This window comes from Acidovorax sp., assembly GCF_027492855.1.
Lineage (GTDB): Bacteria > Pseudomonadota > Gammaproteobacteria > Burkholderiales > Burkholderiaceae_C > Acidovorax.
Genome location: NZ_JAPUDY010000068.1, coordinates 16,628 through 29,616, shown reverse-complemented (window position 1 = coordinate 29,616; position 12,989 = coordinate 16,628). Strand labels below are relative to the sequence as shown.

At 65.2% G+C, this 12,989-nt stretch carries 12 protein-coding genes; 9 read left to right on the top strand and 3 right to left on the bottom strand.

All coding sequences use genetic code 11. The features are described from left to right. Positions 1-25: 25 nt before the first annotated feature. Entirely contained in the window at positions 26-925 is a 900-nt protein-coding gene (locus Q0105_RS13210) for a helix-turn-helix transcriptional regulator (RefSeq protein ID WP_298212518.1), read from the top strand. Between the two features lie 205 nt (positions 926-1,130). Here Q0105_RS13210 and Q0105_RS13205 read toward each other — a convergent pair whose 3' ends face one another. Beyond that, entirely contained in the window at positions 1,131-1,433 is a 303-nt protein-coding gene (locus Q0105_RS13205) for an H-NS histone family protein (RefSeq protein WP_298212516.1), read from the bottom strand. 308 nt (positions 1,434-1,741) lie between these two features. On the opposite strand from Q0105_RS13205, the gene Q0105_RS13200 reads away from it, so the two are divergent. Next, positions 1,742-2,584 carry a symmetrical bis(5'-nucleosyl)-tetraphosphatase gene (locus tag Q0105_RS13200; RefSeq protein ID WP_298212514.1) on the top strand — a complete coding sequence of 281 codons (843 nt, stop codon included), beginning with the start codon at positions 1,742-1,744 and terminating at the stop codon, positions 2,582-2,584. A gap of 9 nt (positions 2,585-2,593) precedes the next feature. Here Q0105_RS13200 and Q0105_RS13195 read toward each other — a convergent pair whose 3' ends face one another. Beyond that, positions 2,594-3,646, bottom strand: coding sequence for an FAD:protein FMN transferase (locus tag Q0105_RS13195; protein ID WP_298212512.1), 1,053 nt, complete (start codon positions 3,644-3,646; stop codon positions 2,594-2,596). Positions 3,647-3,657: 11 nt separating this feature from the next. Further along, a complete protein-coding gene (locus Q0105_RS13190) occupies positions 3,658-4,065 on the bottom strand; it encodes a c-type cytochrome (RefSeq protein ID WP_298212510.1) in 408 nt (135 codons plus the stop codon). 196 nt (positions 4,066-4,261) lie between these two features. Here Q0105_RS13190 and Q0105_RS13185 point away from each other — a divergent pair, with 196 nt between their 5' ends. From Q0105_RS13185 to Q0105_RS13155, 7 genes are all read left to right on the top strand, one after another. Then, a complete protein-coding gene (locus Q0105_RS13185) occupies positions 4,262-4,621 on the top strand; it encodes a DUF2946 family protein (protein ID WP_298212508.1) in 360 nt (119 codons plus the stop codon). Positions 4,622-4,641: 20 nt separating this feature from the next. Further along, positions 4,642-6,567 carry a TAT-dependent nitrous-oxide reductase gene (gene nosZ / locus Q0105_RS13180; RefSeq protein WP_298212507.1) on the top strand — a complete coding sequence of 642 codons (1,926 nt, stop codon included), beginning with the start codon at positions 4,642-4,644 and terminating at the stop codon, positions 6,565-6,567. A gap of 215 nt (positions 6,568-6,782) precedes the next feature. After that, on the top strand, positions 6,783-9,404 hold the full coding sequence (locus Q0105_RS13175; RefSeq protein WP_298212506.1) for a NosR/NirI family protein: 2,622 nt from the start codon (positions 6,783-6,785) through the stop codon (positions 9,402-9,404). A 2-nt stretch (positions 9,405-9,406) separates the two neighbouring features. Beyond that, positions 9,407-10,678 carry a nitrous oxide reductase family maturation protein NosD gene (locus Q0105_RS13170; RefSeq protein ID WP_298212503.1) on the top strand — a complete coding sequence of 424 codons (1,272 nt, stop codon included), beginning with the start codon at positions 9,407-9,409 and terminating at the stop codon, positions 10,676-10,678. Further along, positions 10,653-11,600, top strand: coding sequence for an ABC transporter ATP-binding protein (locus tag Q0105_RS13165; RefSeq protein ID WP_298212501.1), 948 nt, complete (start codon positions 10,653-10,655; stop codon positions 11,598-11,600). The genes Q0105_RS13170 and Q0105_RS13165 overlap by 26 nt, the downstream gene beginning before the upstream one ends. 3 nt (positions 11,601-11,603) lie before the next feature. Next, positions 11,604-12,419: an ABC transporter permease subunit gene (locus Q0105_RS13160; protein WP_298212499.1), complete on the top strand. Its 816-nt coding sequence runs from the start codon at positions 11,604-11,606 to the stop codon at positions 12,417-12,419. After that, positions 12,416-12,985, top strand: coding sequence for a nitrous oxide reductase accessory protein NosL (locus Q0105_RS13155; RefSeq protein WP_298212497.1), 570 nt, complete (start codon positions 12,416-12,418; stop codon positions 12,983-12,985). Before Q0105_RS13160 ends, Q0105_RS13155 begins: the two co-directional genes overlap by 4 nt. Positions 12,986-12,989: the final 4 nt, after the last annotated feature.

Below are 12,989 nucleotides of genomic sequence, written 5' to 3'. Positions count from 1 at the left end.
GCGGTTTGACCCTAGGATGGCGGCCATGACCTCCACTGCTGCCTCATCCTCGCACCGCCCCCCGCGCCATCCCCTGCCGCACCGCGCGGCACCGGCGGGCCCCGCATCGTTTGGCGACCATCTGCGCACCTGGCGCCAGCAGCGGCACCTGAGCCAGATGGAGCTGGCCGAGGATGCGGACATCTCCACGCGCCATGTGAGCTTCATGGAAACCGGCCGCACCAACCCCAGCCGCGACATGGTGCTGCGCCTGTGCGAGCGCCTGGCCATCCCGCTGCGCGAACGCAACGCCTTGCTGGTGGCAGCAGGCTATGCGCCGATGTACCGCGAACGTGCGCTGGACGATCCGGCACTGGCATCCGCCCGCCAGGCAGTGGAGTTGGTACTCAAAGGCCACGAGCCCTGCCCCGCCCTCGCACTTGACCGCTGCTGGAACGTGGTGGCCACCAACCGCGCCGCGCAGGCCCTGCTGGCAGCCCATGTCAGCCCCGAGCTGCTCGCGCCCCCCGTCAACGTGTTCCGCCTGAGCCTGCACCCAAAGGGCCTGGCACCACGCATTGCCAACCTGGCGCAATGGCGCCACCACCTGTTCGAGCGCCTGCGCCAGCAAATCCAGGCCACGGCCGACCCCACCCTGATCGCCCTGCAGGCCGAACTGCGCGAATACCCCGTCCCCGACGAACCCAGCCCCCTGGTTTTGGCCGGTGAAATGCTGGGTGTGGTCATGCCATTTTGTTTTGAAAGCGTGCACGGCATGCTGTCGCTTATCAGCACCATCACGATATTCGGCACCCCGGTGGATGTGACGCTGCAGGAGCTGGCCGTAGAGTCTTTCTTTCCTGCCGATGAATTCACCGCCCAGGTGCTGCACGAAATGGCGCAACAACAAAATGGCGAAGATGAGGCCGGGGAAACACAAAAATAACGGCCGCGAAAGTGCCAAAACCCTTCGCTCTTTGGCCCTCTTGCCTCACAGGCCTTGTACTCCACGCCATTGACTCCCATGCCTTAGCGCGTATCCCTCCGTCAATGAGATTTTGGCCGTCCCATCCAGCGCATCCCATGCACACAACCGCCAATAAAAAAGCCCGCATCAGCGGGCCTTTTTATTCAGCAGAGAAAGCGCACCATCAAATGGCGAACTTCTCGCGGTTTTCGTTTTGAATCCAGCGGGGTGCCTTGCCACGGCCGGTCCAGGTCTGGCCTGTGGCGGGGTCACGGTACTTGGGGGCCACCTTGGTGCCAGCGGTGGAGCTACGGCCTGCTTTGCCTGCAGCCTTGCCTGCCGGAAACACATCCTGCGCGGTCAGGCCATATTCGGCCACCAATGCGCGAACCTGGGACACTGCATCCGACAATTCGCGGCGCCGCGCTTCGCTGATTTGTTGCTCAAGGGCTTCACGCTGCTTCAAAAGTTCTTTGTAGCTGGTCATGGTGTCTGAAAAGAGGATAAGGGGTTGGTTACGGGAGGGGGCCACGCGATTATAAGAATAATCTGAAGTTCGAGAAGACCTGTGTAAAAATTTCCATAGAAAACTAAAGATAAGAAGGGCCATATTCGCCCTACCCGAATACAAGAGCGCAGTTTTGAGGGTCTGGTTGATTTCTTTTCAAAGGCACTGGATACGCCTGTCCTATGCCATCAAAACCCGGCAAAGATGCTGATGGAGCCACCTTCTGAATGCGTGAGACACCGCCCAGTCAGCAGAAAATCCATGTTTTCTTTCATTAACCTTACTTCATGTCTCTTTACTGCATAGGCGACATCCAGGGTTGCGACATTGCCCTGGGCCGTTTGCTGGACATCATCGGCTTTTCTGCCAGCCGCGACACGGTTTATCTGTTGGGCGATCTGGTCAACCGAGGGCCTGACTCGGCCGCTGTGTTGCGCCGCAGCATGCGCCACGGCGACGCCATCCGCTGCCTGCTGGGCAACCACGACCTGCACCTGCTGGCCACCGCACACGGTGCGCGCAAGCCCTCGCGGCGCGATACGCTGGGCAGCGTGCTGGACGCCCCCGACCGCGATGCACTGCTCGACTGGGTGCGCCAGCAGCCCCTGGTCCGCACACACATGCACGCGGGGCAGCCCCTGCTGATGGTGCACGCCGGTGTGCTGCCCGCCTGGTCGGCCGCCGACACCTTGGCGCGTGCCGACGAGGTGCATGCGGTGTTGCGCGGCCCCGATCTGCCCGATTTTCTGCAAACGATGTATGGCAACACGCCCGACCACTGGCACGACGATCTGGCGGGCACCGAGCGCCTGCGGGTGATCGTGAACGCGCTCACCCGGTTGCGGTTCTGTTCAGCCAGCGGCGTGATGGATTTTGAAAGCACCGAAAGCGCCAGCGCGGCGCCCCCCGACCTGATGCCCTGGTTCGACGTGCCTGGGCGGCGCACCGCCGACACGCTGGTGGCGTTTGGACATTGGTCCACGCTGGGCTGGCTCGACCGCAGCCATCTGCTGGGGCTGGACACCGGCTGCGTGTGGGGCGGCTGCCTGAGCGCCGTGCGCTTTGGCGCGACGCTCGCCGAGCGCGAACTGCTGCAGGTGCACTGCGAACAAGCCCAGGCGCCCGGCTAAACAAAACAGTCAGGTCGGCACCGGCTCCAGCAAAGCCGACATGGCCGCCGACTGCCAAACGCCGCCATCCTGCCCCGCGATCAGCACCGCCAGGCCCGGCATATGCTGCTGCGCCAGCGCCCTGCCCGCCTGCGGCCCCCGCACCATCAGCGCGGCGCCCAGGCCGTTGACCGCCGCCACCTCCCGCGCCACCAGGCTCACGCCATGCACGCCCGTGGACGGGCGGCCCGTGCGCGGATTGAGCACATGGTGTTGGCGCTGCCCTTGGTGGAAGAAGAAACGCTCATAGTCGCCCGACGAGGCAACCACACCCGTGCCTGCCACGGACACCACACCGAGCAGGCGCTCGGGCGCACGCGGATCGCGCAAGCCCACACGCCAGGGTCGGCCCTGCCACAGCCCCTGGGTCAGCACATCGCCACCGCCGTTGACCATGGCGTTCTCGATGCCTTGCGAGCGCAGCACCCACAAGCCCGCTTCCAGGATCGGGAGCTTGGCGATCCCTCCCAGGTCCAGCGCCATGCCCTGGCGCGCCAGGAAGGCCGTGCCCGCCTGCACATCCAGCACCAGGCCGCGCGCATCGACCAGCGGCAACTGCCGCGCGATCTCGCCCGCGCCCGGCACCGTCTTCTCGCCCGGGCCAAAGTTCCAGGACTTGAAGGCACCCACGGTCACGTCAAAAGCGCCACGGCTTGCGGCCGACACGCGCTGCGCGCTTTGCAGCACGGCCATGACCTCGGGCGGCACCGCCACAGGCGTGATGCCCGCCGCCATGTTGATGCGGCTGACCACACTCTGCTGCTGGTAGCGGCTCATGAGCGCCTCCAGCCTGTGCATCTCCGCGTAGGCCTTGTCCATGGCCTGGCGCAACAGCGGGCCGTCGGCCCCCTCGGCCACCATGTCGACCTGCGTGCCCATCAGGTGCCGCGAGGCGCGCTCAGACGCACCCCGTTCACCCGCCAGCGCGCCAGCGCCCCAGAACGCGCCGCCCAGCAAGGGCAGCGCCATCGCCATGCGGCGCCGTGTCAGCCCCTGGGGGCGCAGAAAAGCCTGCTGCTGCATGGCGCCTCCGGTCAAAGCGATTTGTCGGCCATGTAGTCCACGGCAGCCTTGACGTCGGCATCCGCCAGGTTGGCCGCGCCGCCCTTGGCGGGCATCATGCCCTTGGCACCGGTGTAGCCCTCGATCGCGTGCTTGTACAGCGTGTCCTTGCCCTGGGCAATGCGCGGGCCCCAGTCGGCCTTGTCACCGGGCTTGGGAGCACCGGCCACGCCAGCGGCATGGCACATGGCGCAGGTCTTGCCGAACACGCTCTTGCCCAGTTCGTTCTCTGCCACGGCGGGGGCCGCTGCAGGGGCAGGCGCTGGCGCCGCAGCAGGTGCGGGCGCGGCGGCGGAGGTGGGTTCGGGCTTCTTGTCGCCACAGCCGCTCAGCAGCGCGGCCAGGATCGCCACGGCGACCATCATGGTTTTCTTTTGCATCGCATTCATCCTGTTCTTTGTCGTTGAAATCGCTATCCGGCAGAGCCTGGCCGCAGCATCGCGGGCCGCGCCCAGGCCCTCTTCAGACCGGCGTATTGACTGTAGGTGCAAGAGGCACTTTTGGGCAGAGGCGGACGCCGCCAAAACATGATCCACATCAAATTGATACATATTATGTGAATCTATTATCAACCCCATGCAAAGCCACCATGCCCTGCGAACACTGCGCCTGTGGGTACTGGCATGGTTTGTCATGGCACTTGGGGTGGCAGTGGCGTCGCCCCTGGTCTCCCCCCGCGGCATGGAGCTGGTCTGCACTGGCTCTGGCAGCGTCCAACTGGTGGTGAAAGCCGCCGACGGCATGGCCACCACCACCAGCGGGGCCAGCCTGGACTGCCCTCTGTGCCTGGCGGCCGATGCTCCGCCACCCATCCTTCATGTGGCAGCCACCGCTGCTGCCACACCCCCCTTCGAGCCCCGCTTTCATGCGCGGCTTTTCGCACCGGGAGGGGCCGCACTGCGCCCACCCGCACGTGCACCACCCCTTTTTAACTGAGCCACCCTAGAGAGGAAACCATGAACGAGAGAAAAGACAGCCCACTGCCAACCACGGGCCTGGGCCGACGCAGTTTCATCAACACAGCCGCCCTGGTGGGGCTGACGGCAGGCGTTGCTGCCTGCAATGAAAAGCCCGGCGCTGCAGCACCAGCAGCACCCGCCCCTGCAGCCCCCGCAGCCAGCCACGGAACCGCTGGCGCCAACGTGCACCTCAAGCCCGGTGAGCTGGACACCTACTACGGCCTGTGGAGCGGCGGCCACACCGGCGACATGCGCGTGCTGGGCCTGCCCTCCGGCCGCGAAATCACCCGCATCCCCTGCTTCGTGCCCGACGCGCTGGTGGGCTGGGGCATCACCAATGAGTCCAAGGCCGTGATGGGCACCAAGGCCGATGGCAGCCTCGAATACACGGTGGCCGACACCCACCACACACATGCCTCGTACAAAGACGGCAACTACGACGGCCGCTACGCCTGGATCAACGACAAGATCAACAGCCGCATCGCGCGCATCCGCCTCGACTACTTCGTGTGCGACAAGATCACCAAGCTGCCCAACGTGCAGGGCTTTCACGGCATCTTCCCGGACAAAGCCGACCCGGTGGACCCGGCCATCAACTACACCACGCGCGTGTTCTGCGGCGGTGAGTTCGCCATCCCCCTGCCCAACACGGGCACCGAAGACGCCAGCAAATACCACTCCCTGTTCAGCTGCGTCGATGCCGAAACCATGGCAGTGCGCTGGCAAGTGCTGATCGACGGCAACTGCGATCTGGTCGCCACCTCGTACGACGGCAAGCTGGCCGCCACCAACCAATACAACGTGGAGATGGGCGCCAAGTACGAGGATATGATGTCCGCCGAACGCGACGCCTGCCTGTTCTTCAACGTGGCCCGCATCGAGGCCGCCGTGAAGGCGGGCAAGTTCAAGACCATCGGCAGCAGCAAGGTGCCCGTGGTGGACGGCACACACGAAGCCAACAAGGACCCAAAAACGGCCCTCACGGCCTATGTGTCCGTGCCCAAGAACCCCCACGGCGTGAACGCCAGCCCCGACGGCAAGTACTTCATCTGCGCTGGCAAGCTCTCGCCCACCGGCACCGTGATCGAACTGGCCAAGGTGCTCGACTACTTCGAAGGCAAGCTCGAAAAGCTGGACTCGGCCATCGTGGCCGAAGTGGAGCTGGGCCTGGGCCCGCTGCACACCGCCTTCGATGGCCGTGGCAATGCCTACACCACCCTCTTCCTGGACAGCCAGGTCGTGAAGTGGAACGTGGAGGCTGCCATCAAGTTCCACGCGGGCGACAAGACCGCCAAGTACGTGGTAGACCGCCTGGACGTGCAATACCAACCGGGCCACTTGAACGCCTCGCAGTCCGAAACCAAGGCCGCCGACGGCAAGTTCCTGGCCGTGGGTTGCAAGTTCTCCAAGGACCGTTTCCTGCCCGTGGGGCCGCTGCACCCCGAGAACGAACAGCTCATCGACATCTCGGGCGACAAGATGGTGCTGGTGGCCGACCACCCCGTGCGTGGCGAGCCCCATGACTTCATCATCTTCAAGCGTGACCTGGTGCGCCCCAAGCAGGTGTACGCGCTGGACGACTCTCCACTGGCGATCAAGGACCCCAAGGAGTCTGGCGTGTTCCGCAGCGGCAAGAAGGTCACCGTGAAGATGACGTCGCAAGCCCCCGCGTTCAGCCTGCGCGAGTTCAAGCTCAAGAAGGGTGACGAGGTCACGCTGATCCTGACCAACCTGGACAAGATCGAAGACCTGACGCACGGCTTTGCGATCCCGAACTACAACGTGAACTTCATCGTGAACCCGCTGGAGACCAAGTCGGTGAGTTTTGTGGCCGACAAGCCCGGTGTGTTCTGGTGCTACTGCACGCACTTCTGCCATGCGCTGCACCTGGAGATGCGCACTCGGATGATTGTGGAAGCTTGACTGGAGCGATCCCCCTGAGGCGCTGCGCGCCATCCCCCTTCTCTCGAATCGCTGCGCGATTCGGGAAGGGGGACGCAGCCCTCGCTGCGGGGCGGCCCTTGCTCGGCTGCCCTGGCCTGGGGCGCGCCAGTTACATAGATGGCGCCCATATTTAGATCAAATTAGCCCCTAGCGCTTATTCAATAAGCGCTAGCAGCTATCAAAAAGATAGTCCCATGATATCCCTCGGTCGGCGGTTCGCCGCACTTCTTCTGGCCTTGTTGCTGGCCCTTTGGCTGGTGCCACGCGCCCATGCGTCTGGAGGCGCTTATGAGGCCGAACTGCCCGCAGAGCTGGCCAGCGCGCGCGACATGTGCGCCCTGGTGCCCTGCAAGGACGTGTTTCCGGGGGCCACGTATTTTTCTGAACGCAAGGGCCAGCCGCCCTATGTGGAGGCCTACGACCACGCCAGCGAGCCGCGCAAGCTGCTGGGCTACGTCATGCTTTCCACCGACATCACCGACACCCCCGCCTACTCGGGCAAGCCTGTGGTCACTCTGATCGGCATGGACACACAGGGCCGCTTTGTGGGCGTGAAGGTGCTCAAACATTCCGAGCCCATCCTGCTGCTGGGCATCCCCGAATCCGCGCTGCTCAAGTTCAACGACCAGTACCTGGGCAAATCGGTGGCCGACAAGATCGAGGTCGGCCAGTCACGCCCCGATGAGGACGTGATTGGCCTCGACGCCATTTCGGGTGCCACCGTCACTGTCATCGCGCAGAACCAGGTCATGATGGCCTCGGGCTCGGCCGTGGCGCGGCAGGTGGGCATCCTCGCGCCCACGGTGCGCGAACCGGCCCGTTATGCCGAAACCGGCAAACCCCTCACCTGGGCCGAGCTGGTACAGCAAGGCACCGTGCAGCGCCTGCGGGTGGCGCCCGAGCAAGTGGGGCTGGACAAAGGCCCCGAGCCCTTCATCGAGCTGTGGTTCGGCGACCTGAACCACCCCGACCTGGGCAAAAGCGTGCTGGGCAACAACGGCTGGAACAATCTGCGCCAGCAACTCAAGGAGGGCGAACACGCTCTTTTCATCATCCGCACCGGCGGCAAGGAATCGTTCAAGGGCTCGGGCTTCGTGCGCGGCGGCATCTACGACCGGATACAGGTGCGCCAGGGGGCCGACGCCTTCACTTTCCGCGACCTGGATGCGCTCAACCTGTATGGCATCGAGGCTGCGGGCGCCCCGTCGTACAACGAGTCCGTCATCTTCATCATCCGCTCACCCGCGTTCTCGGCCGCCTACCCCTGGAAGCTGAGTTTTCTGGGCAACCGCGTGGACCGCGCCACCGGTACGCGCAGCTTCACCAGCTTCGACACCCCCTACTGGCTACCCGCCGCCCTGCTGCAGGGCGGGCGCCCCACCATCAATGAACCCGACGCACCCTGGGTGCGCGTGTGGAAGTCACGCGCGGTGGAGATCGCGCTGTTCGCCGTGCTGCTGATCGCCGTCACCGTGGTGTACGCCCTGCGCGAGAAGCTCACGCGCCTGTCCACCCACAAGAACAAGTGGCCGGTCAACGCCTTCAAATACACGGCCTGGACGCTGTCCATCGTCTTCGTGGGCTTTGGCGCCATGGCACAGCCCTCCATCACGCAGGTGCTGACCTGGTTCCATTCGCTGCTGTTCCAGTGGACCTGGTCGCTGTTCCTGTCCGACCCGTTCATCTTCCTGTTCTGGATCTTCATCATCGTCACCGTGTTCCTGTTCGGGCGCGGCCTGTTCTGCGGCTGGATGTGCCCTTTCGGCTCGCTGTCCGAAGCCATCTACAAGGTGGCACGCCTGGTGGGTCTCAAGCGCTTTCAGACCGAGCTGCCGCAAAAATGGCACGACCGGCTCAAATGGCTCAAGTACGCCATCTTCTTCGGACTGCTTTTGGTGTCGATGTTCTCGATGGGCCTGGCCGAAAAGCTGGCCGAGGTGGAGCCGTTCAAGACCACCTTCCTTGTGGGCGTGACCAACCGTGCGTGGCCGTTTGGCCTGTTCGTGGCGGCAATTTTGGGACTCTCTATCTTCATCGAGCGCCCCTACTGCAAATACCTGTGCCCGCTGGGCGCCTCGCTGGCCATGCCCAGCACGTTCCGCTGGTTTGGCCTCAAGCGCAAGCAGGACTGCAACAGCTGCAAGGCCTGCGCCGTGGGCTGCGGCGCGCAGGCGATCGATGCCGAGGGCCGCATCGACCACCGCGAGTGCCTGCACTGCCTCGATTGCATGATTCTCTATACCGACACCAAGGGCTGCCCGCCCCTGGCCAAGGAGCGCAAGCGCCGCGAAAAGGATGGCCTGGCCATCACGCCCATCGGCGCCAACGGCTACTTCATCCCGATCTACCCCGCCACCGTGGAAGACCAGATCGCCGCCAAGGCCGCCAAAGGCCCCGACCCACGCATGCCCACACCACCGGCACATCCACAGCACAAGGCCAATGCACGCGGCCTGCGCTGGATGTGGCTGGAGCTGGTGGACCACCTGTGGCCCTGGAGCCGCGAGGGCTGGGCGTCGCGGCGCGCGCTGCAGGTCGCTGGCTTCTCGCTCGCCGTGGCCGCCAGCGTGGCCTGGGTAATGACCGCCATGGGCACGCTATCGTCCGGCGCCATCATCGGCTGGTGGTTTGGCTGGAGCATGTACGAGGTGCTGATCCGCCTGTCGGGCAAGCGTTATGTGAAAGACGGCCCCTGGTGGCGCGACCAGTACCGCGTGGCAGGCGTGATGGACATGCTGAGCTACGTGGGCTTCAAGAACCTGCTGATCGGCGCGGCTCTGTTCCTGGCCATCAAGGCCGCGGTGGGGTTTGCGTGACGATGAAGCCTCCCCTTGCGCTCTTTTTTGCGGGGATGGCGGCGCTGCTCGCCCTGCCCGCCAGCGCAGCCACGGTGCAAGTGCGCCCCGGCCAGGACCTGCAGGCCGCCATCGCGGCTGCCGCGCCGGGCGACACGGTGGAGGTGCAGCGCGGCCTGTACCGCGCGAACCTGCGCATCGACAAGGCCCTGACCCTGCGCGGCATCGGCCGCCCCACGCTCAGCGGTGGGCAGCAGGGCGACACCATCCGCGTCACCGCGCCCGACGTGGTGATCGAAGGCCTGATCGTGCGCGACTCGGGCCACAGCTTGAAGGACCAGAACGCAGGCATCTACCTCTACCCCGGCGCCCACCGCGCCGTGGTGCGCAACAACGACCTCACCTACAACCTGTTCGGCCTGTGGATCGAGAAGGCCGACGACGTGCAGGTGCTTGGCAACACCATCACCGGCCTGCGCGACGTAAGCTCGTCGCAGCGCGGCAACGGCGTGCAGTTGTACAACACCAAGGGCGCGCGCATCGAGGGCAACCACATCAGCTTTGTGCGCGACGCGCTGTATGTAGACGTGTCGCACCATGCCGTTTTCCGAGGCAACCGGCTGCACCACAGCCGCTACGGCACGCACTACATGAACTCCTACTACAACCTGTGGGAGGACAACGACACCTACAACAACCGAGGGGGCCTTGCGCTGATGGAGGTGCGCGACCAGGTAGTGCGCAACAACCGCGCCTGGGGCAACAGCGACCACGGCATCATGCTGCGCACCCTGCAGGACTCGGTGGTCGAGAACAACGTGGTGGCCGAGAACGGCCGCGGCTTCTTCATCTACGACGTGGAATACATCGCCCTGCGCGGCAACCTCGTCACGCGCAACACCGTGGGTGTGCACCTGTCGGCGGGCTCCAAGAACAACAAGGTGGAGGGCAACGACTTCATCGCCAACCGCGAACAGGTGCGCTACGTGGGCGCGCGCGACGAGCGCTGGGGCACCGAGAGCGGCAACCACTGGAGCAACTACCTGGGCTGGGACCGCGATGGCAACGGCGTGGGCGACGTGCCCTACGAAGCCAACGACATGGTGGACCGCCTGACCTGGCGCCACCCCACCATCAAGCTGCTGCTGGCCAGCCCCGCCGTGCAGGCACTGCGCCTGGTGGGCCAGCAGTTTCCCGTGCTGCGCGTACCCACGGTGGTAGACCCCAAACCCCGCATGCGGCCCTACAACATCGAACGGAGCCACTGGCGTGACACGCAATCCCCCCCCCATTGACCTGAAGGCCGCAGCCCCCGCCATCGAGGTGCTGGGCGCACACAAGCACTACGGCGCCCTGCATGCCGTGGACGGCATCGACCTGCGTGTGGAACGCGGCGAGATCTTCGGCCTCATCGGCCACAACGGCGCAGGCAAAAGCACGCTGTTCAAGATGATCCTGGGCCTGGTGTCCGCCACGGCGGGCGAGATCCGCGTGGGCGGCGCTACGGTGCAGGGCCGCGACTTTCGCGCCGCCCGCCGCCACCTGGGCTACCTGCCCGAGAACGTGGTGCTGTATGACAACCTGAACGGGCTGGAAACGCTGCGCTTCTTTGCCCGCCTCAAAGGTGCGCCGCTTGCGCAATGCCCCGCGCTGCTGGAGCGCGTGGGCCTGGCCCATGCGGGCAAACGCGCCGTGCGCGAATACTCCAAGGGCATGCGCCAGCGCCTCGGGTTTGCGCAGGCGCTGCTGGGCGAGCCCCAGGTGCTGCTGCTGGACGAGCCCACCAACGGCCTCGATCCACAGGCCATCCGCGACTTCTACGCCACGCTGCGCGAGCTGCAGGCGGGCGGCGTGACCATCGTCATCACCTCGCACATCCTGGCCGAGCTGCAAGAGCGCGTGGACCGCCTCGCCATTCTGGCTGCAGGCAAGCTGCAGGCCCTGGGCAGCGTGCAGGCGCTGCGCGAGCAGACACACATGCCGCTGGCCATTCACCTCACGCTGGCCGAGGCCGACCGGCCTGCGGCCCTGCAAGCACTGACTGCATTGCCCAGCATCACCTCAACCGTCACGCCGGAAGGTCTGCGCCTGGACTGCCCGCGCGACAGCAAGATGGCCGTGCTCGGCGCGCTGGCGCCCTTGGGCACAGCGCTGATGGATCTGCAGATTCACGAACCATCGCTCGAAGACGTGTACTTCGGCCTGCGGGAGAACTGAGCCATGGAATTCACCCAAATCCTCACCATTGCAGGCAAGGAGTTCCGCGACCGCATGCGCAACCGCTGGGTGCTGGCCGTGGCCCTGGTGTTCACCGTGTTCTCGCTGGCCATCGCCTACTTTGGCGGCGCACAGCAGGGCACAGTGGGCTTTCGCTCCATCGAGTTCACCATCGCCAGCCTGGTCAGCCTGGTGATCTACCTCATTCCGCTGATCGCGCTGCTGCTGGGTTTTGACGCCATCGTGGGCGAGCGCGAGCGCGGCTCGCTTGATCTGCTGCTGTCGCTGCCCATCACGCGGCTGGAACTGCTGCTGGGCAAATACCTGGGGCTGGCGGCCGCGCTCACACTCTCTACCCTCGCTGGCTTTGGCCTGGTGGCCGTGCTGCTGTACCGGCAATTCAACTGGGCGGGGCTGTTCCACTACGGCGGCTTCATGATCAGCTCGGTGCTGCTGGGGCTGGCATTTTTGAGCATGGCCGTGCTGCTCTCGGTGCTCACGCACGAGCGCACGCGTGCCTCGGGCCTGGCGATTGCCACCTGGTTCTTCTTCGTGCTGGTGTTCGACCTGCTGCTGCTGGGCGCCCTGGTGGCCACGGGCGGCAGCTACGGCGGCGAGGCCATGGCCTACCTGCTGCTGCTCAACCCGGCCGACGTGTTCCGCATCCTCAACGTGTTCTCGCTGGAAGACGTGCGCACCCTGTACGGCCTGACCAGCATCGTGCCCCCCGCCCTGGCCAAGCCATGGCTCATGGGCGCGGTGATGGCAGGCTGGATCATCGTGCCGCTTGGCCTGGCGGGCTGGAGATTCAAACCATGACAACCAACCGATACCAACCCCAATGCGGCTGCACACGGCGGCGCCAACTGCTGGGCTGGGCTGCCCTCGCATCGCTGGGCACACTCACCGGCCTTGCAGGCTGCAGCCAGGCCGACAACAGCGCGCAGTCCCTCAAACCCGTGGAGATCGACCGCGCCACCAGTTGCGAGCTCGACGGCATGCTGCTGGCCGACTACCCCGGCCCCAAGGCCCAGGTGCGCTTTGCCGGGCAGGCAAACCCCTCGTTCTTCTGCGACACCGTCGAGCTGTTCAGCACCCTGCTGGCGGGCGAGCAGGTGCGCGCCGTGCAGGCCGTGTATGTGCAGGACATGGGCCAAGCCGACTGGAACGCCCCCCAGGGCCACTGGATCGACGGCAAGACCGCCATCTACGTGGTGGGCGGCAAGCGCCACGGCTCCATGGGCCCCACCATCGGCAGCTTTGCGCAAGAGGCCGATGCAAAGAAGTTCGCTGCCGAATACGGCGGCAAGGTGCTGCGCTTTGCCGAGATCACCGCTGTTATGGTGGACCTGAGCGGCGGCGCCCTGCACGACACACGGATGTGAGCGC

Bases quoted from the DNA above. Each gene is read 5' to 3' on its own strand.
- nosZ (WP_298212507.1), top strand. From the start codon at position 4,642: ATGAACGAGAGAAAAGACAGCCCACTGCCAACCACGGGCCTGGGCCGA.
- Q0105_RS13210 (WP_298212518.1), top strand. From the start codon at position 26: ATGACCTCCACTGCTGCCTCATCCTCGCACCGCCCCCCGCGCCATCCC.
- Q0105_RS13160 (WP_298212499.1), top strand. From the start codon at position 11,604: ATGGAATTCACCCAAATCCTCACCATTGCAGGCAAGGAGTTCCGCGAC.
- Q0105_RS13185 (WP_298212508.1), top strand. From the start codon at position 4,262: ATGCAAAGCCACCATGCCCTGCGAACACTGCGCCTGTGGGTACTGGCA.
- Q0105_RS13155 (WP_298212497.1), top strand. From the start codon at position 12,416: ATGACAACCAACCGATACCAACCCCAATGCGGCTGCACACGGCGGCGC.
- Q0105_RS13195 (WP_298212512.1), bottom strand. From the start codon at position 3,646: ATGCAGCAGCAGGCTTTTCTGCGCCCCCAGGGGCTGACACGGCGCCGC.
- Q0105_RS13170 (WP_298212503.1), top strand. From the start codon at position 9,407: ATGAAGCCTCCCCTTGCGCTCTTTTTTGCGGGGATGGCGGCGCTGCTC.
- Q0105_RS13200 (WP_298212514.1), top strand. From the start codon at position 1,742: ATGTCTCTTTACTGCATAGGCGACATCCAGGGTTGCGACATTGCCCTG.
- Q0105_RS13205 (WP_298212516.1), bottom strand. From the start codon at position 1,433: ATGACCAGCTACAAAGAACTTTTGAAGCAGCGTGAAGCCCTTGAGCAA.
- Q0105_RS13175 (WP_298212506.1), top strand. From the start codon at position 6,783: ATGATATCCCTCGGTCGGCGGTTCGCCGCACTTCTTCTGGCCTTGTTG.
- Q0105_RS13190 (WP_298212510.1), bottom strand. From the start codon at position 4,065: ATGCAAAAGAAAACCATGATGGTCGCCGTGGCGATCCTGGCCGCGCTG.